The sequence below is a fragment of the Gordonia sp. UBA7860 genome (assembly GCF_002500165.1).
In the GTDB taxonomy this organism is placed as follows: domain Bacteria; phylum Actinomycetota; class Actinomycetes; order Mycobacteriales; family Mycobacteriaceae; genus Gordonia; species Gordonia sputi.
Map to the genome: position 1 here is coordinate 1 of NZ_DLSO01000003.1, position 25,166 is coordinate 25,166.

Annotated in this window: 22 protein-coding genes; 9 read left to right on the forward strand and 13 right to left on the reverse strand. The window is 65.3% G+C overall.

Features of this window, described 5'->3' with window-relative positions; genetic code table 11:
- The coding region (locus tag B3T59_RS00115) for an acyl-CoA dehydrogenase family protein (RefSeq protein ID WP_414652063.1) at positions 1-364 on the reverse strand (364 nt) is incomplete at its 3' end.
- A 22-nt stretch (positions 365-386) separates the two neighbouring features.
- On the opposite strand from B3T59_RS00115, the gene kstR reads away from it, so the two are divergent.
- Positions 387-1,121, forward strand: a complete 735-nt coding sequence (gene kstR, locus B3T59_RS00120) for a cholesterol catabolism transcriptional regulator KstR (protein WP_287001200.1) — start codon at positions 387-389, stop codon at positions 1,119-1,121.
- Positions 1,122-1,148: 27 nt separating this feature from the next.
- Here kstR and B3T59_RS00125 read toward each other — a convergent pair whose 3' ends face one another.
- The 10 genes from B3T59_RS00125 to B3T59_RS00170 form a co-directional block, all read right to left on the reverse strand.
- Entirely contained in the window at positions 1,149-1,460 is a 312-nt protein-coding gene (locus B3T59_RS00125) for a Rieske (2Fe-2S) protein (protein WP_064862556.1), read from the reverse strand.
- Positions 1,457-3,946, reverse strand: a complete 2,490-nt coding sequence (gene nirB / locus B3T59_RS00130; RefSeq protein WP_064862557.1) for a nitrite reductase large subunit NirB — start codon at positions 3,944-3,946, stop codon at positions 1,457-1,459. The genes B3T59_RS00125 and nirB (B3T59_RS00130) overlap by 4 nt, the downstream gene beginning before the upstream one ends.
- The gene (locus tag B3T59_RS00135; RefSeq protein WP_049697710.1) at positions 3,946-4,299 is read right to left on the reverse strand and encodes a hypothetical protein; all 354 of its coding nucleotides are present in this window, start codon (positions 4,297-4,299) and stop codon (positions 3,946-3,948) included. The genes nirB (B3T59_RS00130) and B3T59_RS00135 overlap by 1 nt, the downstream gene beginning before the upstream one ends.
- An 18-nt stretch (positions 4,300-4,317) precedes the next feature.
- Positions 4,318-8,454 carry a bifunctional nitrate reductase/sulfite reductase flavoprotein subunit alpha gene (locus B3T59_RS00140; protein WP_064862558.1) on the reverse strand — a complete coding sequence of 1,379 codons (4,137 nt, stop codon included), beginning with the start codon at positions 8,452-8,454 and terminating at the stop codon, positions 4,318-4,320.
- A gap of 20 nt (positions 8,455-8,474) precedes the next feature.
- Positions 8,475-9,209, reverse strand: a complete 735-nt coding sequence (locus B3T59_RS00145) for a sirohydrochlorin chelatase (RefSeq protein ID WP_064862559.1) — start codon at positions 9,207-9,209, stop codon at positions 8,475-8,477.
- Positions 9,199-10,413 carry a uroporphyrinogen-III synthase gene (locus B3T59_RS00150; protein ID WP_064862560.1) on the reverse strand — a complete coding sequence of 405 codons (1,215 nt, stop codon included), beginning with the start codon at positions 10,411-10,413 and terminating at the stop codon, positions 9,199-9,201. The genes B3T59_RS00145 and B3T59_RS00150 overlap by 11 nt, the downstream gene beginning before the upstream one ends.
- Entirely contained in the window at positions 10,410-10,787 is a 378-nt protein-coding gene (gene nirD, locus B3T59_RS00155; protein WP_197502342.1) for a nitrite reductase small subunit NirD, read from the reverse strand. The genes B3T59_RS00150 and nirD overlap by 4 nt, the downstream gene beginning before the upstream one ends.
- Positions 10,784-13,309, reverse strand: a complete 2,526-nt coding sequence (nirB, locus tag B3T59_RS00160) for a nitrite reductase large subunit NirB (protein WP_197502343.1) — start codon at positions 13,307-13,309, stop codon at positions 10,784-10,786. The genes nirD and nirB (B3T59_RS00160) overlap by 4 nt, the downstream gene beginning before the upstream one ends.
- Positions 13,310-13,335: 26 nt before the next feature.
- Positions 13,336-14,793 (reverse strand): nitrate/nitrite transporter, encoded by a 1,458-nt coding sequence (locus B3T59_RS00165; RefSeq protein ID WP_064862562.1) that lies wholly within the window; start codon positions 14,791-14,793, stop codon positions 13,336-13,338.
- Between the two features lie 226 nt (positions 14,794-15,019).
- Positions 15,020-16,078 carry an alpha/beta hydrolase gene (locus B3T59_RS00170; protein WP_376782605.1) on the reverse strand — a complete coding sequence of 353 codons (1,059 nt, stop codon included), beginning with the start codon at positions 16,076-16,078 and terminating at the stop codon, positions 15,020-15,022.
- A gap of 201 nt (positions 16,079-16,279) precedes the next feature.
- Here B3T59_RS00170 and B3T59_RS00175 point away from each other — a divergent pair, with 201 nt between their 5' ends.
- Genes B3T59_RS00175 through B3T59_RS00195 form a run of 5 tightly spaced genes read left to right on the forward strand, consistent with a single transcriptional unit; the run spans position 16,280 to position 21,225 of the window.
- Positions 16,280-17,440: an acyl-CoA dehydrogenase family protein gene (locus tag B3T59_RS00175; RefSeq protein WP_251721838.1), complete on the forward strand. Its 1,161-nt coding sequence runs from the start codon at positions 16,280-16,282 to the stop codon at positions 17,438-17,440.
- Positions 17,441-17,475: 35 nt separating this feature from the next.
- A complete protein-coding gene (locus tag B3T59_RS00180; RefSeq protein ID WP_287001202.1) occupies positions 17,476-18,696 on the forward strand; it encodes a CaiB/BaiF CoA transferase family protein in 1,221 nt (406 codons plus the stop codon).
- Positions 18,693-19,562, forward strand: coding sequence for a hypothetical protein (locus B3T59_RS00185; protein WP_287001203.1), 870 nt, complete (start codon positions 18,693-18,695; stop codon positions 19,560-19,562). Before B3T59_RS00180 ends, B3T59_RS00185 begins: the two co-directional genes overlap by 4 nt.
- A complete protein-coding gene (locus tag B3T59_RS00190) occupies positions 19,559-20,419 on the forward strand; it encodes an HpcH/HpaI aldolase/citrate lyase family protein (protein ID WP_287001204.1) in 861 nt (286 codons plus the stop codon). Before B3T59_RS00185 ends, B3T59_RS00190 begins: the two co-directional genes overlap by 4 nt.
- A complete protein-coding gene (locus B3T59_RS00195; protein ID WP_251721836.1) occupies positions 20,416-21,225 on the forward strand; it encodes an alpha/beta fold hydrolase in 810 nt (269 codons plus the stop codon). The genes B3T59_RS00190 and B3T59_RS00195 overlap by 4 nt, the downstream gene beginning before the upstream one ends.
- Positions 21,226-21,229: 4 nt before the next feature.
- Here B3T59_RS00195 and B3T59_RS00200 read toward each other — a convergent pair whose 3' ends face one another.
- Both B3T59_RS00200 and B3T59_RS00205 read right to left on the reverse strand, forming a co-directional pair.
- Positions 21,230-21,664, reverse strand: a complete 435-nt coding sequence (locus tag B3T59_RS00200; RefSeq protein ID WP_064862586.1) for a MarR family winged helix-turn-helix transcriptional regulator — start codon at positions 21,662-21,664, stop codon at positions 21,230-21,232.
- Positions 21,665-21,769: 105 nt separating this feature from the next.
- Complete coding sequence (locus tag B3T59_RS00205) at positions 21,770-22,429, reverse strand: GntR family transcriptional regulator (RefSeq protein ID WP_064862569.1); 660 nt, start codon at positions 22,427-22,429, stop codon at positions 21,770-21,772.
- A gap of 49 nt (positions 22,430-22,478) precedes the next feature.
- Here B3T59_RS00205 and B3T59_RS00210 point away from each other — a divergent pair, with 49 nt between their 5' ends.
- From B3T59_RS00210 to B3T59_RS00220, 3 genes are all read left to right on the forward strand, one after another.
- Positions 22,479-22,964: a TspO/MBR family protein gene (locus B3T59_RS00210; RefSeq protein WP_251721835.1), complete on the forward strand. Its 486-nt coding sequence runs from the start codon at positions 22,479-22,481 to the stop codon at positions 22,962-22,964.
- Positions 22,961-24,187 carry an MFS transporter gene (locus tag B3T59_RS00215; protein WP_005207468.1) on the forward strand — a complete coding sequence of 409 codons (1,227 nt, stop codon included), beginning with the start codon at positions 22,961-22,963 and terminating at the stop codon, positions 24,185-24,187. The genes B3T59_RS00210 and B3T59_RS00215 overlap by 4 nt, the downstream gene beginning before the upstream one ends.
- Positions 24,188-24,422: 235 nt before the next feature.
- The coding region (locus tag B3T59_RS00220; protein WP_287001226.1) for an acyltransferase family protein at positions 24,423-25,166 on the forward strand (744 nt) is incomplete at its 3' end.

A 25,166-nucleotide genomic window follows, 5' to 3' on the forward strand; every position in this document is an offset into this window, starting at 1 on the left:
GGCCCGGCACCAGGCTGGCCCCACACTGCTCGATCATCGCTGCGACGTCGGCGAACGAGGCTCCGACGCCGCCATGTTCCTCGTCGACCAGCGCAGCGAACATGCCCAACTCGGCTAGCTCTGGAAACAGGTCGCGCCAGTGATCGCGCGGTTTCTCCAGTTCAGCCCGTACGATATCGGTGGTGCGACGGTGCGTCGCCCACGCGGAAATGGCTTCGCAGACGGCGATCTGTTCGGCCGACGTGGCAAGGCTCACGCTGAAATCCTCTGCATTTCGGTTGTGACGAAGAATTAGAACCTGTTCTAATAGTCCGCAGGGGTTTTGTCCACCAGACCTGTTGGCGCCGTCGGCGTCGACGGTCACGAGATGAGGATGTCGCCTACACATGACCCGGTCGTCTGAAGATGCCGTGCCACAGAAGTCGGCACCGAGTCCGAACAAGGGAGCCTCGTCGAAGTCGGCCGCCAAAGGCGCTCCCGTTCCACCCGACGCCGCCACAGCAATAGCGGCGACGACAGGGACTTCGACGACGGAGAGCGGTTCCGCAGCGCAACGCGACCGTCGACGCCGCATCCTCGACGCGACACTCGCCCTCGCCTCCAAGGGCGGCTACGACGCCGTGCAGATGCGCACCGTCGCAGAGAAAGCTGACGTCGCGGTCGGAACCCTCTACCGCTACTTCCCGTCGAAGGTGCACCTGCTGGTCACGGCCCTTGCGCGCGAGTTCGAGCGCGTCGAGACCCGCGTCGACCGCTCCCAACTGCAGGGCGAGAACGCCATTGAGCGACTGCGCCACGTCCTCGACATGATCACCTTCGCGATGCAGCGCGATCCGTTGTTGACCGAGGCCATGACACGGGCCTTCATGTTCGCCGACGCGTCCGCGACCGCGGAGGTCGATCAGGTCGCCGGGATCATCGACCGGCTGTTCGCAGGCGCGATCGTCGACGAGGGCGAGCCGAGCGACGAAGAACTCGCTATCGCACGCGTGCTGTCGGATGTGTGGATGTCGAACCTGGTGCAGTGGCTCACCCGCCGCGCCTCGGCTACCGACGTGACCAACCGGCTCGAACTCACCGTGCGCCTGCTGCTCAAGGGCAGGGTCGCAGCAGAGGCGTAACCGATCCGCCGGGTTGGGCCGACGCGATCAGCCCAGGTCGACGGTGATCGTGCCCGATTCGTCGGCGCGCACCGCGTACGCACGGACTCCGCTGCCGCCGAAGGCGATCTCGTCACCCGTCCCCAGGTCGTAGGTGTAATTGTGCAACGGGCACACCACGACACAGTCGTCGATCAGCGCGTCGGCCAGTGGCCCGCCGCGGTGCGGACAGACGGCGTCGAGTGCGCGCAGCGAGTCGTCGCGGAGTCGGAAGACCGCGATCTGCGCACCTTCGATACCGAATGCCCGTCCCTCGCCCGGCGGGATGTCGGCGATGTTGCCGACTGCTATCTCGCTCATCGGACCGGAACCTGTGGGAGCGGCAGCAGCGGTAGTGCCGAACGGAACTGCCCGGGAGTTGCAGGCTGTTTGCCGTCCTGCCAGGGGTCCCGATAGGCGTCGACGGACCGTTGCATGTTGGAATCAAGTTGTTGCGCAATGCCTTCCGCGTCATCGACGACGACGGCCCTGATTTTCTCGATGCCGTAGCGCGGAACCCAGGCGTAGGTGCGTTCGAGCCATTTCGCGCTCTCGCGGTAGTACTGCAGGAAGCGGCCCGCCAGTGTCATGACCTCGTCGGCACTGTCGACGGTCGCCAAGAGATCTCCCTTGCGGATGTGTGCGCCCGCGGCACCGCCGACGTAGATCTCCCACTTGCCGCCGTCGATCGCGACGACGCCGAGGTCCTTGCACAGCGCTTCAGCACAATTGCGCGGGCAGCCGGTGACCGCGAGTTTCATCTTCGCAGGACCCGCTATGCCCTGATACCGCTCCTCGAGAGCAATGCCCAGCGCCGTCGAGTCGCCCACCCCGAATCGGCAGAAGTCGCTTCCCACACAGGTTTTCACCGTGCGGAAACTCTTGCCGTACGCATACCCCGACGGCATGTCGAGATCGGCCCACACGGCGGGCAGATCCTCCTTGCGCAGGCCGAGCAGGTCGATGCGCTGGCCTCCGGTCAGTTTGATGAGCGGAACGTCGTATTTCTCCGCGACGTCGGCGATCTTGCGCAACTGCTCGACGTTGGTCACGCCGCCTTTCATCTGCGGCACAACGGAAAACGTACCGTCGCGCTGAATATTCGCGTGGACACGGTCGTTGATGAAGCGTTCGGCGCGTTCGTCGATGAAGTCGGAACCCCACATCATCTCCAGCAGCGACGACAACCCCATCTTGGAGTTCGCATCCTCCTTGCCGTCCGGTGCGAGGGCGGCGAACACCGAACGCACCGAGTAGAGCTTGAGTTCGCGGATCAGCCGCATGAGTTCTGGCTTCTCGTACGGGATTGCGGGAACGTACCAGTTGGCCGACGGGTCTTCGGTGACCGCATCGCCTGCGGCCCATTCGACGACCTGCGCCACCAATCCCTTACACGAGCCGCAGCCCTTTCCCGCGCGGGTCGCGGCCATCACGCCTGCCACCGAGGTGGTGCCGCCTGCTACACACCCGACGATGGTCGCCTTGTCGACACCGTTGCAGTTGCACACCTGGGCATCGTCGGAGAGTTCCTCGACACCCGTTGCGGCGTCGGGTGTTCCGATGTCGAACATCAGCGAGATGCGTTCGTCGGGAAGTTCGGTTCCCTGATCGAAGGCCTGCATCAGGAATGAGACCTTGCTGACGTCGCCGACGAGGGTGGCACCGACGAGCTTGTTCTCCCGGATCACCACTGTCTTGTAGACACCGTGCCGGGGCTCGTAGAACTGCAGGTACTCGTCGTCGGCATGTTCGGGTGCCTTGACACCCATCTGGGCGACGTCGACGCCGGCGACCTTGAGTTTCGTCGAGGTCCGCGAACCATGATATGCGGCAGTCGAATTGGCTGCGGTGAGGTGATCGGCCAGGACTTTGGCCTGCTCCCACAGGGGTGCGACCAGTCCGTACACCTGGCCACGGTGCTGCGCGCATTCGCCGACCACGTAGATGTCGTCGTCGTCGATCGAGCGCATGTGGTCGTCGACGACAATGGCGCGTTCGACGGTCAGTCCGGCACCGCGGGCCAGGCCCACGTTGGGTCGGATGCCGGTGGCCAGCACCAGCAGATCGCACTCCATCTGCTCGCCATCGGCGAATCCAATTCCGGTGATGGCATTCTCGTCATCGGCGAAGGCTGTGACGGTGCGTTTACCGGTGACCACGGTGACGCCTGTCGACTCGATCGCGCTGCGCAACACCGCGCCACCGGTTTCGTCGAGCTGGGCGTTCATCAGAATGGGGCCGGAGTGCACCACCGTCGACGCCACACCGCGGCCGTAGAGACCGTGTGCCGCTTCGAGTCCGAGTAGTCCGCCGCCGATGACCACCGCATGCTGGGCGTCGTCGGCGTGGGCGATGATCGCCGTGGTGTCGTCGAGGCTGCGAAAGCCGAATACGCCGCTCAGCTGCGTGGTGTCGTCGACCCACAGCCCTTCGATGGGCGGGAAGAAGGCACGGCTGCCGGTAGCGATGATCAGCTTGTCGTAAGCCACCCGCGAACCGTCATCGGCGAGCACGACTTTCGCGTACGGGTCGATGCGGACCACCCGCACCCCGGCCCGCAGATCGATTCCGTTGTCGCCGTACCAATCGACCGCGTTGAGGTAGATGTCGTCGGGCGCATCGGATCCGGCGAGCACGTGGGACAGCGCGATGCGGTTGTAGTTTCCATACGGTTCGTCACCGAAGACGGTGATGGCGAACTGATCTGCTCCGCCACGCGCCAGGATCTCCTCGATGGCGCGGGCGCCTGCCATGCCATTGCCCACCACCACCAGCGATTGCCGGTCCCCCGCAGTATCCTGCGCCATCAGAACTCCACCACGCCGAGGTCGATGACCACGGTGCCCGACGCGGAGGTGGGTGCGGCCAGCGCCAAGGATATCTCCGCGCCCTCCAGAAAATCCTCCACCAGCCGCAACGGCACGTGGGTACCGCCCTGGGCGGCAATCGGGAAGTAGCGCACCGGCTTCCCGTCATGCATCAGCGCGATCGTGATCATCTCGTCGCTGCTGTTGCCGCCACGGAAGTAGACCGCCTGCAGCGTCGAGCCATCGGGCACGGTCAGGGTGAGCGAGTCGTCGATGACCGCGAGGGTCTCGAATCCGGCTCCCTTGAACGCGAACAGGCCTTGCAGAAATCGCGGTGTGCTGCTGTCACTCATGAGGTCTCAGGGCACCTTTCAGTAGACGTCACGCACGTAACGTTTATCGGCGGCAAGGGCTTTCACATATGCCTCGGCGCTGGGGCCGGACAACTTACCGTGTTCGGCGACGACCCGGGTCAGCGCGTCGTCGACGTCGCGGGCCATCCGCAACCGGTCACCGCACACGTAGAAGTGCGCGCCGTCGGACAGCCATCGCCAGAGCTGTTCACCGTGCTCGATCATCCGGTCCTGCACATAGACTTTCGACTTCTGATCGCGGGAGAATGCGACGTCGAGCCGGTCCAACGACCCGTCGGCGAGCATCGTCTCGAGTTCGTCGCGGTAGTAGAAGTCGGTGGCCGCGTGTTGCTCACCGAAGAACAACCAGTTCGGCCCGCGATGACCCAGTAGCCGACGGTGATGCAGGAACCCGCGGAATGGTGCGATGCCGGTACCCGGGCCGACCATGATCATCGGGGCGTCGGGATCCTCGGGCGGCGAGAAGCCTGCGTTGCGCTGCACCCAGATTCGGATGTCATCGTCGGCGGCGTGGTCGGCGAGGTAGGTCGAGCAGACGCCATGACGCGGGACGCCGTGCAGGTTGTAGCGCACTGCCGACACGGTCAATTGGACCTCGTCGGGGCTCTCCAGCGGACTCGACGAGATCGAGTACTGCCGAGGCGTCATCGGTGTCAGCTTCGACAGCCAGTCAGTAGCCGAAGCACGCATCGGGAACGTGGTGAGCAGGTCGGCGATCTGCCTGCCCCACAGCCAGTCGTCGAGAGCGGACTTGTTCTCCGGCGCCAGCATCGACCGCAGATCCGCCGATGCTGCCCGGTCGCAGACGAATTCGAGGACACCGGGGCTGATCTTCGCGATCTCGAGGCGCTCACGCAGAGCGCTACCCAACGGCATGTCGTTCCCGCCGACGGTGACCACCGTGTCGGCGTCGAGCCCGGAGGTCTCCAGGAATGCTTCGACCAGTGGCGGACTATTGCGCGGCCACACCCCGAGCGCATCGCCGACATCGTAGGTCAGAGTGTTCTCGGGCAGCGCGAACCCGAACTGCCGCACATCCTTTGCTGATCCGTCGCCACTGAGGCGGGTGTTCCGAACCAGCGAGGTCACCAGCGGGTTCTTGCGACCGTAGGAGATCGGCGCGGCCGGCGCCGGCGGAGCTTCCGCAGGGGCGCTCGCCGACGGCAGTGCGGTGGCCAGTTCACCGGACACGGCGTCGAGCCAGCCCTGTGCTGTCGACTCGAAATCTGGTTCGCAGTCGACCCGGTCGAGCAGACGGGTGGCTCCCAGCTCGGCCAGCCGGTCGTCGAGTTTGCGCCCGAATCCGCAGAATTCGTCGTAGCTGGGATCGCCGAAGGCCAGTACCCCGTACCGCACGCCGCTCAGCGGTGGTACATCGTCGCCGGACAGTTGGTCCCAGAAGGATGTGGCGTTGTCCGGGGGATCGCCGTCTCCCGTGGTGGAGGTGACGATCAGTACCGTGCTCTCCGGGGTAAGGGACGCCAGGCCGGCCTCGTCGAGAGTTTTGGTGGCGGCCGAATAGCCCTGCGCGGCCAGTGATTGCGCGATCGTCGGCGCATAGTCCTCGACGGTACCGGTCTGCGATGCCCAGAGCACCTCGACGGTCGGCGCGGGAACCTGCTGCTCCGGCGCTGCTGTCAGCGGCCCGCCCGCGGTGGACGTCGATCGTGAGAATGCCCCGGCGAGAACACCATTCACCCAGGCGCGATTCTGTTCGGACAGCGGCGCCTCCGGCGGCAGCAGCGGTACGCCTGCGACCGACGCCTCGCTCTGCAGACCGGCCAGCACGCCTGCCACATAGGCTTGTTCGGTTGCCGACAACGCAGGCGGAGCGACACTTGAAAGCCCCAGTGTCACAGCAAGAGACGACGCCGGGACATCGGCACGGGCCGGCGCCGCTGGGGGTGTATCAGAGGTCGGGGCTGCGGCGACCTTCTCCAACGCCACGGCACTCACCTTGAACTCCGGTTGCAGCGACGCCGGGTCGACGGCGTCGTTGGTGACGGCGTTGATGGTCACGTCCGCACCGAACATGTCGCTCCAGTGAAACGGGGCGAAGCAGTTGCCGGGGCGTACGCGGTCGGTGAGGACTGCAGGCAGTACCGCAGCACCACGCCGAGAGCGGACGCGCACCGAATCCCCCTCGGCCACATCGAGAGCGGCCGCATCGTCGGGATGGATCTCGACGAACGGTGACGGGTTGAGTTTGTTGAGTTTGGCCACCCGCCCGGTCTTGGTCATGGTGTGCCACTGATGCGGAAGCCGGCCGGTGTTGAGGACAAGGGGGAACTCGTCGTCGGGCATCTCGGCGGGCGGCAGGCACGGGCGGGCGTGGAAGATCGCCCGCCCGCTCGGGGTGGGGAAGACGAATTCCGGAGTGGTGCCGTCGGCCCGCACCACCTTGGTCTGACTGCGGCCGTCGTTGAGATAGCGGATCGGGTGACGGTCGGCGTCGTCATCGGGCGGGCACGGCCACTGCAGCGGGGTCTCGCGGAGACGCGCATAGCTGGCACCGCGAATGTCCCACCCGGTCTTGGGATTCCAAAAACGCTTGATCTCCTCGAACACCTCTTCGGCCGATCCGAAGGAGAATCCTTCGCCGTATCCCATCTCGGTGGCGATCCGGCAGATCAGTTGCCAGTCGGGCAGCGCGTCGCCGGGCGGCGCGACGGCCGGCTGGAAGAGGGTGAGGTTGCGTTCGGAATTGATCATCACCCCGTCGGACTCGGTCCACAGGGTGGCGGGCAGCGCGACGTCGGCGTATGGCAGGGTCTCGTTCTCGGCGAACACATCCTGCACCACCACCAGCTCACAACGTTGCAATGCCTCGACGACCCGGGACCGATTGGACACGCTGGCAATGGGATTGGTGCAGATGATCCAGCAGGCTTTGATCTTGCCGTCGGCCATCTGGTCGAACATGTCGATGGTCCCGGTCCCGACCTCACTGCGCAGCGTGCCGCGTGGCACCTCCCAGGTGTCCTCGCAGAAATCGCGGTCGGCTTCGGAGATCACCGCCCGCTGGCCCGGCAAACCCGGCCCCATGTAACCCATTTCGCGTCCGCCCATCGCGTTGGGCTGTCCGGTGAGCGAGAACGGGCCACTGCCGAGGCGACAGATCGCGCCGGTGGCCAGGTGCAGATTGATCAGCGCGTTGGTGTGCCAGGTGCCGTGGATCGACTGGTTGAGCCCCATTGTCCAGCAACTCATCCAGTTCGTGGATTCGCCGATCCACGTTGCGGCCGTGCGAATGTCGTCCTCGGCGATGCCAGTGGTCGCGCTGACGACACCGGGTGTGTACTCGGAGACGAACTCCTTGGTCGCCTCGAAACCCTCGGTGTAGGTCTCGACGAAGTCGTGGTCGACGTTGTCAGCCTCGATCAACAGGTGCAGCAGACCGTTCAGCAATGCGAGGTCGGTGCCGGGTTTGACCTGCAGGTAGAGGTCGGCCTTGGCCGCGGTGGCGGTGCGTCGTGGATCGATGACGACCAGCTTCGCTCCGGCCTTGACCCGTTCCATCATGCGCAGGAACAGGATCGGATGACAGTCGGCCATGTTGGAGCCGATGACGAAGAACAGGTCGGCGTGTTCGAAGTCCTGATACGAGCCGGGTGGGCCGTCGGCGCCGAGGGACTGCTTGTAGCCGGTGCCTGCGCTTGCCATGCACAGTCGCGAGTTGGATTCGATGTTGATGCCGCGCAGATAGCCCTTGGTGAACTTGTTCGACAGGTACTGCGCCTCGGTCGACATCTGGCCCGACACGTACACCGCAACCGAATCCGGGCCGTGCTCGTCGGCTATCGCCCGCATCCGGCGTGCGGCAAAGGAGATCGCTTCGTCGATTCCGACCGACTCCCGGTCGGTGTCGCGGCTGGTCCGGATCGACGCCTTCTCCATCCGCCCCGGCGCGGCCAGCATGTCCGACGTGGTCGATCCCTTGGTGCACAACCGCCCGAAGTTCGTCGGATGGTCTTTACGTCCGGTGGTCTTGGTGACCAACGGAAGTCCTGCGCCGTCGGGCGTCGACACGTGCAGCACCATCCCGCACCCCACCCCGCAGTAAGCACAGAGCGAGTCGACGGTGGAGGTCGCGGGCATGACTCCATGGTTGGAGCCGATTGTTTCCGATGCCATGAATGCGCGTTACCGGTCGATCACATGGTTCTCACACGGGCCGGTCGCGACTGTGAGTCGCGCAGGCCCGCGAAGGTGAGCCGCGCGACGATCAGATCCGCCACCCGCGGGTCCGCGCCGATCGGTGCCGCAACGCCGTCGGCGCCGTACTTGCTCAAGCGGGAGTGAAACAACCCGGGCGCCAACAAGTATGCGGCGATGAAGACCCGACGCCGCCGTGACCTGCGCGTGGCCGACACCACGTCGGGGACGCGCGGTGTCGCGGTGGCGACATAGCCGACCGGCACGTCGTCGTCGATCAGCTCTCCGAGCTGACGAGCGGCGGTCTCGACGTCGGCCAACGCGAGCGAATCCGACGATCCGGCGGCGGCCATGACCACGGCGTCACCGTCGCGCCAGCCTGCGGCGCGCAGTCGCTCGAGCATCAGCACCGCGAGCATCGGGTCGGGGCCCATGTTGTCGCACAATGTGACCCGCTGATGGCCACTGGCCTCGATGTGCTCCGGGATGTCGCGTCGGACGTGGTATCCGGCGGCAAGAAAGGCAGGCACGATGATCGCCGGTCCCGGGGTCTGCGCGAGCAGTTCCGACGGTGACGGACCGAGAACATCGACGAAAGCCACGCGGGTCGTCCCCACGCGCTCCCCCACGAGTTCGGCGATGCGGCCGACGGTCGAGACTCCCGCAACCGAGCGGGTGCCGTGTGCCACGAGGATGGGTTGTGGGCGGGTGACAGCGGTGTGTTCAGGCTTCATCGGAATCGTTCTCGTCATATTCGAGGTCGACAGCCAAGCGGTATCCACGCTTGACCACCGTCTGGATCATTTTCGAATCACCCAGCGCCGAGCGCAGTCTGGTGACCGCCATCTCGACGGCGTGGGTGTCGGTGCCACCGCCGGGGAGTTCGTCGAGCATCGCCTTGCGCGAGATGACTTGTCCCGGAACGCGATGCAGCACCCGCAGTAGCGCCATGCTCGAACCCGTCACCGAGTGAAAGCAGCCGTCGACGACAACGCCCGACGCCCGAATGCTCAGGTCGTGCCCGGCGACGCGGAGCACACTCGCACGACGCGGCAGTTCCTCGGCGATCAGTCTGACGAGCGCACCGAGACGAAAGCGGGCGGGCTGCATCGTGGGAACCTGCAGCGCATGCAGGGGCCCCGCAGTCACATTGCCGACGCACATCGCGGGGACCGCGGTGCGCATGGCGTGCAGCAACGGTTCGAGTGCACCGGTGCGATGCGCCTGACCGAGCATCGACGCAACCGCCGGAGCGCTGGTGAACGTCACGGCGTCGAGGTCGCGGTTGATGACGGCGTCGATCATCCGAGCCATCGGGTCGGTGTCGTCCGGCGGAGTCCAGCGGTAGACCGGCACCGGGACGACCTCGGCACCTGCCTCACGCAGCACGTCGCACAGGTCGGGTAGCGGCTCCCAACTCGTCGTCGCGCCGTGGAGCTGTACGGCGACCCGCAGTCCCGCGACTCCCTCGTCGAGTAGCTCGCGAATGAGCTCGCTCGACGACTCGCTGGGTGGCGACCACTGCTCACGCAGGCCTGCCGCACGAATGGCGCCCTTGGCCTTGGGGCCTCTCGCGAGCAGCCGGACGCCGCCGAGTGTGTCCACCAGGTCGTCGGCGAGTCCCCACCCGTCAGCCGCCTCGACCCAACCGCGGAACCCGATTCCGGTGGTCGCCACCATGACGTCTGGCGGTTCTCTGAGGATCGATTCGGTGGCGCGCTCGAGCTCGTCGTCGTCGATGAGCGGGATGATGCGAATGGCGGGGGCATGGATGACCTCGGCGCCACGACGTGTGAGCAGAGCGGCGAACTCGTCGGCTCGCCGCGCCGCGGTGATGCCGATGGTGAAGCCGGTCAGGGTCTTGTCCGGAGTCGCCGCGACAGTGGGTGAGTCGGAAACAGTGGGTGAGTCGGAGGCCGAGTCGGAGGAGGGTGTCATCGGGTATCGCTGAACTGGGTATCGATGATCCCGATCTCGACCGTTCCGTCGACCACCCGCACCGGATACGTCTGCAGGGCCTGTGACGCATCGTCGAGGCACGCGCCGGTATCGAGCGAGAACACCTGCTTGAGCAGCGGCGATGCGACGGTGGGCTCGCCGTTCCTGTCGCCGATGAGCCCGCGCGACATCACGGCAGCACGACCGAAGGGGTCGATGTTGTCGACGACGCGCAGTGTGTCCTCACCATCGGACAGGCGGAACACCGCGACCTGCGTGCCGCCGACGAGCGCAGCGACACCACGGCCGACGGTCAACTGGTCAAGTGTGCACACCGGCACCCAGGTGCTTACGGCGTCGTCCAACGCGGTCATGATGCTGTCTCCTTGAATCGTGTGGGCGTGCCGAGTAGCACCGGGACCTTGCGGCCCGACGAGTCATCGAAGGCGATGGTCGGGTCGGGAGTCTCCGGGGCGTTGACAAAGGACACGAAGCGACGCAGTTTGTCCTCATCGTCGAGCACTGCGGCCCATTCATCGCGGTAGCCGTCAACGTGCCTGGCGACCGCATCCTCGAGGTCGGCTCCGATACCCAGGATGTCGTCGCAGACGATCTCCCGCAACCGATCGAGCCCTCCGTCGAAGCTCTCCTGCCACGGCGCGGTGCGCTGCAACCGGTCGGCGGTCCTGACGTAGAACATCAGGTAGCGGTCGATGTAGCGCACCAGCGTCTCGTCGTCGAGTCCGGACGCGAGAAGCTTTGCGTGCGCGGGACTCTGGCCGCCATTTCCGCCGACGTAGAGGTTCCAGCCATTCTCGGTCGCGATCACGCCGACGTCCTTGCCGCGTGCCTCAGCGCACTCGCGGGCACACCCCGACACGCCGAGCTTGATCTTGTGTGGTGAACGTAACCCGCGATAGCGATGTTCGAGGCGGACCGCCATAGCCACCGAGTCCTGCACACCGTAGCGACACCAGCTCGAACCGACGCAGCTCTTCACCGTCCGCAGGCTCTTGCCGTAGGCGTGGCCCGATTCCATCCCGGCGTCGACGAGTCGGCGCCAGATCTCGGGGAGTTGCTCGACGCGCGCACCGAACATGTCGATGCGCTGACCACCGGTGACCTTGGTGTAGAGGCCGAAATCCTTGGCGATCTGACCGATCGTGATCAGCTGATCCGCGGTCACCTCGCCACCGGGCATCCGCGGAACGACCGAGTAGGTGCCGTTCTTCTGCAGATTGGCCAGGAAGTGGTCGTTGGTGTCCTGCAGTGCGGCCTGCTCGCCGTCGAGGATGTGATCGCTCGACGTCGAAGCCAGGATCGACGCGACGGTCGGCTTGCAGATCTCGCAGCCACCGCCGGTCCCGAAGCGGGCGATCAACTCGGAGAAGGTGCGGATTCCGGTTGCCGCCACGATCGAGAACAGTTCGGCACGCGACTGTGTGAAGTGAGCACACAGCGCCTTAGACAACTCGACGCCGGAGTCGGCGAGGAGTCTGGTGATCGACGGCACGCAACCACCACACGTGGTGCCCGCAGACGTGCACCCCTTGATGTCGGCGACCGAGCACGCACCGTCGGCGATGGCCGAGCAGATCGCTCCCTTGGAAACGCCGTTGCACGAACAGATCTCGGCGTCGTCGGGCAGTGCCGACAATCCGATCCCGCCGCCTTCGCCTGCCGCCGGCGCGATCAGCGACGACGGATCGCCCGGAATCTCGCGCCCCACCATCGGTTTCAACATCGCGTAGGCGTCGGCATCACCGACGAGGATGCCGCCGAGCAGCGTCGACGCGTCGTCGGAGAGCACGAGCTTCTTGTACGTTCCCGCGACGGGATCGGAGTAGACGATCTCGAGTGCGTTCTCGGTGACACCCATCGCGTCGCCGAAGCTCGCGACGTCGACGCCGAGCAGTTTCAGCTTCGTCGACATGTCGGCGCCACCGAACGTCGTCTCGGCGGCACCGAGGATGCCGTCCGCCGCGATCTCGGCCATCGTGTAACCGGGAGCGACCAGGCCGTAGCAGCGACCCTCGACCGCGGCGACCTCACCGATCGCCCAGATCGACGAATCGCTTGTGCGACAGCCGGTATCGGTGATGATTCCGCCGCGTTCACCGACGTCGAGGCCCGCCTGCCGACCGAGCGCGTCCTGTGGTCGGACACCAGCGGAGAACACCACGAGCGCGGCGTCGAGGACGGTCCCGTCCGACAGGGTGACCGCCAGAGAACCGTCTTCGGCGTCGGCGATGGCCGTCGTCGACACCCCGGTGTGTACGTGCAGACCGAGGTCACCGACGAGCGATGCCAGCAACGCACCGCCGCCCTCGTCGACCTGCAGTGGCATCAGTCGGGGCGCGAATTCGACGATGTGCGGCGTCATTCCGAGCAACCGGAGTGCGTTGGCTGCCTCGAGTCCGAGCAGGCCTCCGCCGACAACGACACCCGGCGCGCCCGAGCCCGCGGACTCAGCGGTCGCGCGGATCGAGTCGAGATCGGCGAGGGTGCGGTAGGTGAAGCTGCGCGGATTGTCCTTACCCTCGACCGGCGGCACGAACGGATACGATCCGGTGGCGAGAACCACTGTGTCGTAATCGATCTCATTGCCCGCCGAAGTGGTGATCCGACGCTGTTCGCGGTCGATGGTGGTGGCGGACTCGCCGAGCCGGAGCTCGACGAGATCGTCTCCGGCGTAGGTGTTGTCGGGCAGCGACATCGACGCTGGGTCCCACGATCCGACGTAGCTCGACAGCCCGACCCGGTCATAGGCGGCGACCGGTTCTTCGCTCAACACGATCACCCGGTACTGGTTCGCGGTGTCGCGTTCGCGGAGTTCCTGTACAAATCGGTGGCCGACCATGCCGTGACCGACGACCACACAGGTGCGCGTGTCCATCGTTGGCGCCGAATCCATTTCGGGGGTCACTTCGCGGGTTCCGCTGCCGGGATGGTGGCCGCGGGAGCGTCGTCGACGACCGTCGGATCGACCGCGATGTCGGTGGTCTCGCGCTCCTCGAGCACGATCTCGCGTCGAGCGTAGAAGACCCAGGTGATGATCGCGGCGATCACATAGAAGCCGAGGAACACCCAGAAGGCGACCGTCGCAGACTGATTGGCCTTGTAGCTCGAACGCAGCACCAGGTTGATGCCGACGCCGCCGAGCGCACCGACCGCACCCGCGATACCGATGAGCGCACCGGACATCTTGCGCGACCAGACCACACGGCCCATCGTGTCGAGGCCGGTGAGGTTACGAGCCTTGTGTTCGAAGACGGTCGGAATGATCTTGTAGACCGAACCATTGGCGATTCCCGAGATCAGGAACAGCAGGATGAAGCCGATGATGAAGCCGATCAGCTGAGCGGTACCGATCTTGTGATGCGCGTGTGCGTCGGCAGCCATTCCGGAGATCACCAGCACCGACGCCGACGCGATCATCGCGAGGAAGCACACGAAGGTGATGCGGCCACCACCGAAGCGATCGGCGAGCTTGCCACCGTAGGGACGCGCGATGGAACCGAGAAGCGGTCCGATCCAGGCGATCTGGGCTGCAGCGAGTGCGGCATTGCCGACGCCCGACGACTTGAAGCTGATCTGCAGGACCTGCGAGAAGGCAAAGCTGAAGCCGATGAACGAGCCGAACGTGCCGATGTAGAGCAACGAGATCAACCAGGTGTCGCGGTACTTCAGGCAATCGACCATGGAGCGGTAGCTCGACGTCTGGTGGTCGAGGTTGTCCATGTAGATCGCGGCACCGATGGCGGCGAATGCGAGGGCGACGAGGTAGATGGCGCACACGATCTCCGGCTTGTCGGACGCCAACCAGATGACCAAGAGCCCGATCAACTGGATCACCGGGACACCGATGTTGCCGCCGCCTGCGTTGAGTCCCAGTGCCCAGCCCTTGAGGCGGTGCGGGAAGAACGCGTTGATGTTGGTCATCGACGACGCGAAGTTGCCGCCGCCGAGGCCGGTGAGCGCTGCGGCAAAGAGGAACCAACCGAACCCGAACTTGCCCGGATTCAGCATCAGTATCAACACCAGGGTGGTCGGGATCAGCAGGACCACCGCGGAGAAGATGGCCCAGTTACGGCCACCGAACTTGGCGGTCGCCGTGGTGTAGGGAATACGGAGGCAAGCACCGACGAGAGTGGCCGTTGCCGTGATGGCGAACTTCTGGTCGAGGCTGATGCCGTACGCCGGCGACATGAACAGCACCATCACCGAGAACAGCGACCAGATCGAGAAGCCGATGTGCTCACAGATGATCGACCAGACCAGGTTGCGCTTGGCGATCTGCGCGCCGCCGGCGTCCCAGGCCTGCCGGTCTTCCGGGTCCCATCCGGTGATGTGGTGTTTACGGGTGTACGCATAACTCATGGGGGTGCCGCTTCCTGCGATGGGGCTGAGGTGTCGCGACAATCGGCGGCGCGACGTGATGTGTCTACGACCCTAGGAAGCGCCTGTTGCAGGAAGTTTTCTGCGCGTGACCCCGCCGTCACAGTCTGCTCACCTTTCGACGCGGCGGGATGTGAGAACTCTGCGGGATGCGAAGTCGAGCGCAGCGTCGACAGCCGGGCTGTCCGCCCGGCGCCGTAGCGCGACCCTACTTCTTCGGTGCGGGCTTCGCAGCCGGTGCAGGCTTGGCGTTGAGATCGGCCTCGATCATCGGCCAGGTGTCGTGGAGGTCCTGTTCCCAGTAGGCCCAGGAGTGCGTCCCGCCCGATCGGGTCAGAACCTTGTTGGGAACGTGGAGCTGCTTCATGCGCGCAACCATCTGCTGGGTGCAGTTGTTGACTGCCGCCTCGATGACCCCTCCGAGCAGCACCTGGTTCGCGAGAGTGACCGGGTCGCCGTTGATCAGCGGCGAGTCGAGCCGATCGTATTGGCCGGGCAATCCCGTGCCGCTTGTCATGTACACCTTGGTGCCGCGCAGCTTGGCCGCGTTCAGGTAGGGGTCGTTCGCTTGCCACCCCGGGCCACCCGGGACGCCCCACATGTTCACGATGTTTCCGCGTCCGCGATCACCCACGACCATCCGAATGTATTGCAGCCCAAGCGGATCGCTGGTTCGCGCACACCCGCTGTAGGCCGCGACAGCCTTGTAGAGCTTGGGCTCCGCGATCGCGAGGTTGAGCACCGACGTGCCGGCCATCGAGATGCCGGCTATCGCGTTGGCCTTGGTGGTCTTGAACTCCTTGTCGATCAGCGGCGGAAGTTCTTTGGTCAGGAATGTCTGCCACTTGTTGCGGCCGAGGACCGGATCATCGCGCTGCCAGTCGGTGTAATACGAGAATGCACCGCCGATCGGGGTGACCACGTTGACGTTCTTGTCGGAGAAGAACTGTGCATACGACGTCTTGGCGGCCCAGGTTGCCGAATCCTCGCCTCCGCCTGCGCCATTGAGCAGGTAGAGGGTGGGTACCGGCTTACTGGTGTCCTTCGGATGCAGCACCGTGACCGGGATCGCCTTGTTCATCGACGCCGAGTAGACGATCAGCGTCGACTGCAGCGGCGTGTCATGCACGACGGTCTGGATGCTCGACGGGGGCGGAACAGGCGTCGGGTCGGCTGCGGCAACGCCGCTCATCGTGGCGGCGCCGACGATCACAGCCGCGAGCGCGGTCAGAGCCGTCGCACACCGAACTCCACGAAGACGCACCATTAGCCCCTTTAGTCACATCAATAACAACAGCCTCAAATGTTACTGCCGCGCGCCGAGCGTCGCCAAATGCTCAGTGGCGTCGTTAGGCAGTTGTGACCACGGCATACGCCGCGCGCGCCGCTCTCAAGGCACAGAAGGTGGTGACAACTTCCCGCAAACTCTATAGACTATTTTTAATAGACACCGATCGAAGGAGTTCCCATGGCCAGCACGCTGAGCGTCGAAGAAGAAGCCATCATCAAGACCGTTCGCGACTTCGTCGACAAGCAGGTACGCCCGGTGGTGCGGGAGTTGGAGCACTCGAACACCTACCCCGAAGACCTCATAGAGCAGATGAAGGAGATGGGCATCTACGGGCTCGCCATCCCCGAGCCGTACGGCTTCGCACAGGTCTCCATGCCCTGCTACGCGCGGGTGACCGAAGAACTCGCACGCGGCTGGATGAGTCTCGCGGGGGCGATGGGCGGGCACACCGTCGTCGCCAAGCTGCTGCTGACCTTCGGCACCGAGGAGCAGAAGGAGAAGTATCTGCCGCGTATGGCAACCGGCGAGATCCGCGCGACCATGGCGCTGACCGAACCGGGCGGTGGCTCCGACCTGCAGGCCATGCGCACCAGCGCCATCCGTGAGGGCGACGAGTACGTGATCAATGGCTCCAAGACGTGGATCTCCAACGCCCGCAAGTCCGATCTGGTCGCACTGCTCTGCAAGACCGACCCCAAGGCCCAACCCGCGCACACCGGTGTCTCGATCCTCCTCGTCGAGAAGGTGCCAGGTTTCGAGGTCTCCAAGGACCTGCCCAAACTCGGCTACAAGGGCGTCGAGAGCTGCGAACTGAACTTCACCGACGCGCGCGTGCCCGCCGACGCCGTGCTCGGCGGCACAGAAGGCAAGGGCTTCGCCCAGATGATGAAGGGCCTCGAGGTCGGCCGCATCCAGGTCGCCGCGCGAGCCACCGGCGTCGCACGAGCCGCCTTCGACGACGCGCTGAGCTACGCGCAAGATCGCGAAAGCTTCGGGGTACCGATCTGGAAGCACCAGGCCGTCGGCAACATGCTCGCCATGATGGGCACCAAGCTCGCCGCGGCCCGCAGCCTGCTGTTCGATGCCGCCGACCGCGTCGGCACCGGACAACGCGCCGACATGGAGGCAGGCATGGCCAAGCTCTTCTGCTCGGAGACCGCGATGGAGATCGCACTCGACGCGGTTCGCATCCACGGCGGCTACGGCTACTCCACCGAATACGACGTCGAACGGTACTTCCGCGACGCACCGCTGATGATCGTCGGCGAGGGCACCAACGAGATCCAGCAGAACGTCATCGCCAAGCAGCTCGTGAAGCGCGGCGGACTCGACATCTGATCACCACACCCGAATATCACCGCGGAGGTGAGAGCATGCTCCCCCTGTCCGGAGTGACGGTCCTGTCGCTCGAACACGCTGTCGCAGCACCGTTTGCGACTCGACAGCTCGCCGATCTCGGCGCGCGTGTGATCAAGGTGGAACGTCCGGGCACCGGCGACTTCGCCCGCGCCTATGACGAATCCGTCGACGGTCTCGCCAGCTACTTCGTCTGGCTCAACCGCTCCAAGGAGTCCATCGCACTCGACGTGAAATCCGAGTCGGGCGCAAAGATGTTGCACGAGTTGGCCGATCGCGCTGACGTGATCATCCAGAACCTCGGGCCGGGTGCGGCGGAGCGGCTCGGCCTCGGCGCCGACGCGGTGCGGGCGCGCGATCCACGCAAGATCGTGCTCTCGATCACCGGTTGGGGCAGCACCGGTCCGTGGGCTGATCGCAAGGCGTATGACCTTCTGGTGCAATGTGAAACGGGCCTGGTATCGATGACCGGGACTCCCGACGACGTCGCCAAGGTCGGTGTCTCCATCGCCGACATCGCCGCCGGGATGTACGGATTCTCCGGAGTGCTCGCGGCGCTCTATCAGCGCCAGATCACCGGCGAGGGCGCCACCCTTGAGGTCTCGCTGTTCGAGGCACTGAGTGAGTGGATGGGCCAGCCGGCACACTTCACGCAGGGCGCGGGTCGCCAACCGGGACGCTTCGGCGCGGCGCACGCCACCATCTCGCCGTACGGCCCATACGCCGCCGCGGACGGACACATCTTCCTCCTCGCCATCCAGAACGAACCGGAGTGGCAACGACTGTGCGAGAACGTCTTCGACGACGCCGCTCTCGCCGATGACCCGCGGTTCGCGTCGAACACGCTGCGGGTGGCTAACCGTGACGCCGTCGACGCCGCGGTGACCGAGCACTTCGGTCGCATGACGACCGACCAACTCACTGCGCGGCTCCAGCAGGCGAAGATCGCCTTCGGCGGAGTCAACACCGTCTCGGAGTTCCTCGACCATCCGGTGCTGGCGGGCCGTGACCGCTGGCGCAGCGTCGACACCGAGCGCGGACCGATACGAGCTCTGTTGCCGCCCATCGGATTCGGCGACGAAGCGCGGATGGACCCGGTTCCGGCACTCGGAGCCGACAGCATCACGATCGCCCGCGAGGTGGGCGCGACCGACGACGACATCGACGCGCTCCTCTCGTCGGGAGTGCTCGATACACCCACACAGAAGACCGGAACCGCACAGGGGGGCACCTCGTGACCGACACCGCGACCACCACGTTGAGCAGTTACGTCGAGAACTGGACGCCGCAGCCCGTCGTCGAGACCGACGGCCTCGATCCCGCTCAGGCGTCACGCTTGGCAGCGACCCTCGATCTGGACGACACCTTCAGCGCGGGTTCACCACTCCCGATGACCTGGCAGTGGATCTACTTCTCCGAGTGGCCCCACACCGGTGAACTCGGCCCCGACGGCCATCCGACGGACGGCCACTTCCTGCCACCGATCCCCGACCGACGTCGCATGTTCGCCGGGTCATCGATCCGCATCTCCGAGCCACTCCGCCTCGGTACACCCACACAGAAACGAACAAGTTTGCACGCGGTCACCGACAAGCACGGCCGCACAGGCGACATGCTGTTCGTCACCGTGCGGTCGGAGTACCTCCAGGAGGATCGGACAGCACTCGTCGAGGATCAGGACCTGGTGTACCGCAGCGACTCCGGCTCGTCCCGCCCGTTTGAGCGCGAGGTCTGCAAGCTCGGTCCGACGGACGCGGCGTGGAGCGCGGAGCCGACGCCCATCGCTCCCCTGCTGTTCCGCTACTCGGCGCTCACGTCGAACGCACACCGCATCCACTACGACCAGCCGTACGTGACGCAGGTCGAAGGCTATCCCGATCTCGTGGTTCACGGCCCGCTTCTCGCGACCTATCTGGCCGAGCTGGTGCGGGAGAGGTCGGGACAGTCGTTGCGCAGCTTCGACTTCCGACTCCGCAAGCCCCTGTTCCTCGGCGACGCCTTCCGACTCGAGGGTCGACCCTCGGGCAACGATGGTGACATCGAGCTCCAGATCATCAGTGGTGCCGACACGGTGCACGTCACCGGGCGAGGTGCGCTGCGATGAACGTCGATCTACTCCGTGCCGCCCGGACATTTCTGTTCGTTCCGGGAAACCGCCCCGATCGCTTCGCGAAAGCCGAGGCGGCGGGCGCCGATGTCGTCGTGATCGATCTCGAGGATGCGGTCGCTCCCGACGACAAGGATGCCGCGAGATCCGATGTCGCCCAGTGGTTGTCGTCCGGGCACGCCGCTGTCGTCAGGATCAACGGCGCAGACACGCAGTGGTTCGACGGCGACATCGCCATGCTCGTCGCAGTGGGCATCAACGACGCAGCCGGGGCAGCGGCAGCAGGGGCAGGGGTAGGGGCAGGGGCAGGGGCCATGCTCGCCAAAGCCGAAGCGTCGGAGATCGTTTCGAGGGTCGCCGCGGCGTCGAACGCACCTGTCATCCCGCTCATCGAGACCGCGGTCGGCGTGCTCAACGCGCCCGGTATCGCCGCGACACCCGGTGTCGCACGGATCGCGTTCGGCGCCATCGACTTCGCGGCCGAACTCGGCGTCGACCCCGATGACCGCGAGGCCCTGCTCCACGCACGGTCGACGCTGGTGCTGGCGTCGGCCGCGGCACGGGTCGCATCGCCCGTCGACGGTGTGACGACGGCGCTACGCGACGCCGAGAAGCTCACCGACGACGTCGGATACGCCGCACGAATCGGTTTGCGCGGCAAGCTCTGCATTCATCCGAGCCAAGTCGCTGCGGTGCACGACCGACTCGCACCGACCGACGATCAGCTCGCGTGGGCACGGCGGATCGTCGACGCCACGCGTGCCGACGGATCGGCTGTCGCGGTCGACGGTCACATGGTCGATCCCCCCGTCGTCGCACGCGCGCAGCAGATCCTCGCCGCGGTCCGGTCATGACCAGCGGTGCTGTCAGAATGGTGCCCGTGCAGGAGTATCACGAAACCACCCATGCGTCAGACGGCACCCGCCTGGCCGTACAGGTACGCGGGAGCGGACCGGTGTTGCTCCTCCTACCCGGTCAGTCCAACAACCATCACTGGTGGGACCGCACCCGCAACGACTTCGCACGCCACCGCACCACTGTCACCTTCGACTATCGCGGCACCGGCGCAAGCGATTCCCCCGACGGCGACTACAGCACGCAATTGTTCGCGCGGGATGCGCTCTCGGTGCTCGATGCGTTGTCGATCGGCAGATTCGACATCTACGGCACATCCATGGGTGGGCGCACCGCGCAGTGGATCGCCATCTCCGCACCGCACCGCGTCCGCAGACTCGTCCTCGGCTGCACCACTCCCGGGGGAAGCCATGCGCGAGAACGTGATCCGGAGGTCCGTCGCGCACTGGCGGGTCCGGATGCCACGCAGGTCATGACCGACCTGATGTACACGCCCGAATGGCAGGCGACCAACCCCGGGCCGTACACGGTTCTCGGTGACCCGACGATGACACCGCGTGCACGACGACAACACCTGCGGGCCAGCGACTCTCACGATGCGTGGGACCACCTGCCGGAGATCGCCGCGCCAACCTTCATCCTCCACGGCTCCGACGACAGATTCGCACCGGTCGTCAACGCCGAGATACTGGCGTCGGCCATACCCGACGCCAGGACACACGTCTTCGACGGCGCCCGGCACGCGTACTTCGACGAGTGTCGTGCAGATGCCAGTCCGCTGGTGATGGATTTCCTCGACGACTAGCGGACTAGTCGTCGACACGAAGGCGTTCGGCGAGTTCGACGAGAGCGTCTGTCGCCGAGAACAATTCAGACCTTCGACGCTCCGACATTGCGTCGATTCCCACTGCGAGCATGTGGACGTGTTCGCGCACCCGCTCCTGCATGTAGGCGGCACCCGAGTCGGTGATCGCGATGAGCGATGCCCGTCCGTCGGCTGGATCGGGACGACGCTCGACCATCCCCGACCGTTCGAGCGAGCCGATGAGTGCGGTCATGGCGGGCTGGTTGACACCCTCGAGCGCGGCGAGGCTCGTTGCGCGCCGCGGCCCCCAGCGCCACAAACTGAACAGCGTCGACGACCCGCCGATGCTCAGCTCTCTGGTTCTGCGTTCGAGCGTGTCGGTCAACAGGTCGAACAGTCGGGTCGCGACCTCAACACTCGTCTCGTCCTGGCCCGCCATGCCCTCATCGTAGGCGGATTGCACAGAATCCGTAAGTCGTTGCCCGGTCCCTCGTCAGCCCGACGACTTCCTCAGCCCGATGTTTTCCTCAGCCCGATGCCTCACTCAGCGCCGCGCGGCGAGGAGGTGTCCCGCATTCCTGATGTGGTCGATCATCGCCACCCGTGCGGCCTCGCCGTCGCGAGCACGCAACCCCGCGATGATCGCCCGATGGTCGGCGGCCGACGCCTGCGGCCACCCGTCGACCGAGGCGAAGAACCGGCGCGGGGCGTAGTTGAGCGATCCCTTGATCATCCATGACAGCTTTGCGGAGTCGGCAGCCGAATAGATCAACCGGTGGAATTCATGGTTGAGCCGTTCCACCTCGTCGTAATCGGCTGTGTCAGCGGCATGTTCGAGATCGGCCTGAATGTTCTCGAGGGCGTCGAGATCGTCGTCGGACATCCGCGATGTCGCGCGCGCAGCCAATTCGCCCGCGAGAAGCGATTGCCCGACGAACACGTCCTCGATGTCGTTGGCGCTCAATGGCGCAACCATGAAACCGCGGCGCGGTTCGACGCGCAGCAGGCCTTCACTCTGCAGGGTGAGTAGTCCCTCACGCATCGGCGTCGCGGAGATGTCGAGTTCGGCTGCCATCGTCTCGGGGCGGATGAACTGTCCGGGCTCGAGTTGACCTGAGACGATCAGCTCGCGCACATGCTCGGCCGCCTCGTCGGACAGCCGAGGTCGTCGTCTCCGGGGACGTGCGGGGACCTCGGCACTCATGTCGAACAATATAGTCTATTGAGTTGGGCGCGGCGGTAACGTCGGTGGCGTGCGTCTGACAACACTTCTCGCAACGGGTCTTGGTACCGCCGCAGCGGCAGCCGTCGGCAGCTTCGCATCTCGCTCGGCGCTGCAGTCGTGGTATCCGAAACTGAACAAGCCATCGTACGTGCCACCCGATCTCGCGTTCCCGATCGTGTGGACGGCACTCTATGCCGATATAGCGGTGACATCGGCAATCAGCATCGACGATCTGAGTGAGCACGACGCCGCCGAGGCGAAGAAATACATCGCAGCGCTCGGCACCAATCTGGTGCTCAACGCAGGCTGGAGCTGGCTGTTCTTCGGCGCGCACCGTCTCGGCGCGTCGGCGATCACCGCGTTGGCGCTGACGGCGAGCAGCGCCGACCTCGCGCGGCGCTCGGCCAAGGTCTCACCCGCAGCAGGCGCCGCGCTTGCGCCGTATCCGCTGTGGTGCGGCTTCGCGACGAAGTTGTCGACGGACGTCTGGCGGCTCAATCGCGCGCAGCGTTGACAGCCCCGACGTCGCCGCTACCCGCGCAGTCGACCGGGGTCTTCGCGTCACTGTCGGTACACAACTACCGCCTGTACTTCGGCGGCCAGGCCGTCTCGCTGGTCGGGACGTGGATGCAGGCCACGGCGCAGGCGTGGTTGGTGCTCACGCTCAGCGGGTCGTCGTCGATTCTCGGTCTGATCGTCGCGCTGCAGGCGTTGCCGATCCTGATCATCGGGCCGTACGCGGGGGTCGTCGCCGACCGCGTCGACCGGCGTCTGCTCATGATCTTTCTGCAGTCGATCATGGGTGTCCTCGCGCTGGTGCTGGCCATCCTCACGCTCGGCGGCTGGATCGCGGTGTGGCAGATCGCGATCCTCGCGCTACTTCTCGGACTCAACAACGCATTCGAGAATCCGGCGCGGCAGGCGTTCATCCACCAGATCGTCGGCGAATCGCTGATCCGCAATGCGGTCACCCTCAACTCCGTCATGGTGAACGCCGCGCGAGCGATCGGGCCTGCGGTGGCAGGCGTGATCCTGGCCGCCGTGGGTGCCGGATGGTGCTTCGTCATCAACGCGACGAGTTTCGTCGCGGTGGTGGTCTCGCTACTGGCGATGCGGACCACCGAGATCTCCCACGAGATCCCCGTCCCCCGCGCCAAGGGACAGCTCCGCGAGGGACTGCGTTACGTCCGCAGCAAACCCATCCTGTGGGTTCCGCTGGTCATGATGGCGCTCGTCGGCACACTCGCGTATGAGTTTCAGGTGTCGCTTCCCGTTGCCGCCCGCGACGTCTTCGACGGCGGACCGCAGGCCTTCGGGTTCATGACCTCGTCGATGGGAGTCGGCGCGGTCGTCGGCGGTCTCATCGTCGCCGCACGCGGCACCACCGGCCTGCGCACGCTGATCGTGACCGCAACCGGGTTCGGCATCACGATTGCGGTGACTGCGGCAGCGCCCAGCCTGTGGCTGGCGATCGTCGCGCTGTTCTTCGTCGGCTGGCTCAGCGTGTCATTCATGTCGACAGGCAATGCGACGCTCCAGCTCAACTCACGCCCGCAGATGCGGGGTCGGGTGATGGCACTGTGGTCCGTCGCCTTCATGGGTTCGACGCCGATCGGCGGACCGTTGATCGGCGCGATCACCCAGGTGGCCGGGGCGCGCACCGGACTCGCGGTCGGCGCGGCGTCGTGCTTCGTGGCCGCAGCGATCGGTCTCGTGGTGTGGCGGCGAACTCGCTGACCTGCAATTACCCGATTCGACGCAAATCGGACGTCGATTAGGTTCGACAGCGATCGCACAGGAAGAATCACAGGGTGCAGGAGTACCGTTCCTCGGTGCAACGCACCATTTAGGGCGACTCAGGATCTACGGGCGCCGGGTTAACGGAGGGTGAGCAATCGTAAGCCAGCAGACCACGCCGCGACTGCCAGAACCCGAAGGCACCTCCGAAAGCGGCAAAGCAGACACGCCGTCGCTGACCGAAAAACAGTCGCCGACCGAGAAGCCGTCGCTAACCGAGAAGCCGCGGCGCGACAAGCATCTCTATCAGATCGACCTGGTCCGGCTTGTGACGTTCGGAGGCGTGATCCTCGATCACGTCATGATCGGCATCACCGCTGCGACAAGCGTTGCCGCGGGCTCCGTCGAGCTCTTTCTTCGTTACACCCGCTACGGCTTCTTCGCGCTGACCGGCTTCGTGCTGACCTATCAGTACCGCCACCGCAGTCTCGAGCCGATCAGCTTCTGGCGCCGTCGATTCAAGCTCATCGGGCTGCCCTTCGTGACGTGGACACTGTTCTACTGGCTGTACGGGCGATACCGCATCGGCGGCTTGGAGACGTTGAAAGGTATTGTCGCCGACCAACATTCGATGGCGACCGCCGCCAAGAGCATCGGCTACGACCTCATCACCGGCAACGCCATGTATCACCTGTACTTCTTGTCGGTGAGCATGCAGATCTACCTGTTCTTCCCGCTCATTCTCGCGATCCTCAAGCGCACGTGGGGTTTTCACCGTTACCAGTTGATCGTGAGCTTCGCGATCCAGGTGACGTTGATGTACCTCATGGTCCGTCCACCGCTCGACATCTTTGCCGACGGCGTCGGCGGCGTGATCTGGACACACCTGGTCATCACGATTTTCCCGTATCAGTTCTTCATCCTCGCGGGATGTGTCGCGGCCATGCACTACGAGGCGTTCCAGGCATTCGTGATCCGT

Coding starts and splice junctions, on each gene's coding strand:
- kstR (WP_287001200.1), top strand. CDS start 387: ATGACCCGGTCGTCTGAAGATGCCGTGCCACAGAAGTCGGCACCGAGT.
- B3T59_RS00125 (WP_064862556.1), bottom strand. CDS start 1,460: ATGAGCGAGATAGCAGTCGGCAACATCGCCGACATCCCGCCGGGCGAG.
- nirB (WP_064862557.1), bottom strand. CDS start 3,946: ATGGCGCAGGATACTGCGGGGGACCGGCAATCGCTGGTGGTGGTGGGC.
- B3T59_RS00135 (WP_049697710.1), bottom strand. CDS start 4,299: ATGAGTGACAGCAGCACACCGCGATTTCTGCAAGGCCTGTTCGCGTTC.
- B3T59_RS00140 (WP_064862558.1), bottom strand. CDS start 8,454: ATGGCATCGGAAACAATCGGCTCCAACCATGGAGTCATGCCCGCGACC.
- B3T59_RS00145 (WP_064862559.1), bottom strand. CDS start 9,209: ATGAAGCCTGAACACACCGCTGTCACCCGCCCACAACCCATCCTCGTG.
- B3T59_RS00150 (WP_064862560.1), bottom strand. CDS start 10,413: ATGACACCCTCCTCCGACTCGGCCTCCGACTCACCCACTGTTTCCGAC.
- nirD (WP_197502342.1), bottom strand. CDS start 10,787: ATGACCGCGTTGGACGACGCCGTAAGCACCTGGGTGCCGGTGTGCACA.
- nirB (WP_197502343.1), bottom strand. CDS start 13,309: ATGGACACGCGCACCTGTGTGGTCGTCGGTCACGGCATGGTCGGCCAC.
- B3T59_RS00165 (WP_064862562.1), bottom strand. CDS start 14,793: ATGAGTTATGCGTACACCCGTAAACACCACATCACCGGATGGGACCCG.
- B3T59_RS00170 (WP_376782605.1), bottom strand. CDS start 16,078: ATGGTGCGTCTTCGTGGAGTTCGGTGTGCGACGGCTCTGACCGCGCTC.
- B3T59_RS00175 (WP_251721838.1), top strand. CDS start 16,280: ATGGCCAGCACGCTGAGCGTCGAAGAAGAAGCCATCATCAAGACCGTT.
- B3T59_RS00180 (WP_287001202.1), top strand. CDS start 17,476: ATGCTCCCCCTGTCCGGAGTGACGGTCCTGTCGCTCGAACACGCTGTC.
- B3T59_RS00190 (WP_287001204.1), top strand. CDS start 19,559: ATGAACGTCGATCTACTCCGTGCCGCCCGGACATTTCTGTTCGTTCCG.
- B3T59_RS00195 (WP_251721836.1), top strand. CDS start 20,416: ATGACCAGCGGTGCTGTCAGAATGGTGCCCGTGCAGGAGTATCACGAA.
- B3T59_RS00200 (WP_064862586.1), bottom strand. CDS start 21,664: ATGGCGGGCCAGGACGAGACGAGTGTTGAGGTCGCGACCCGACTGTTC.
- B3T59_RS00205 (WP_064862569.1), bottom strand. CDS start 22,429: ATGAGTGCCGAGGTCCCCGCACGTCCCCGGAGACGACGACCTCGGCTG.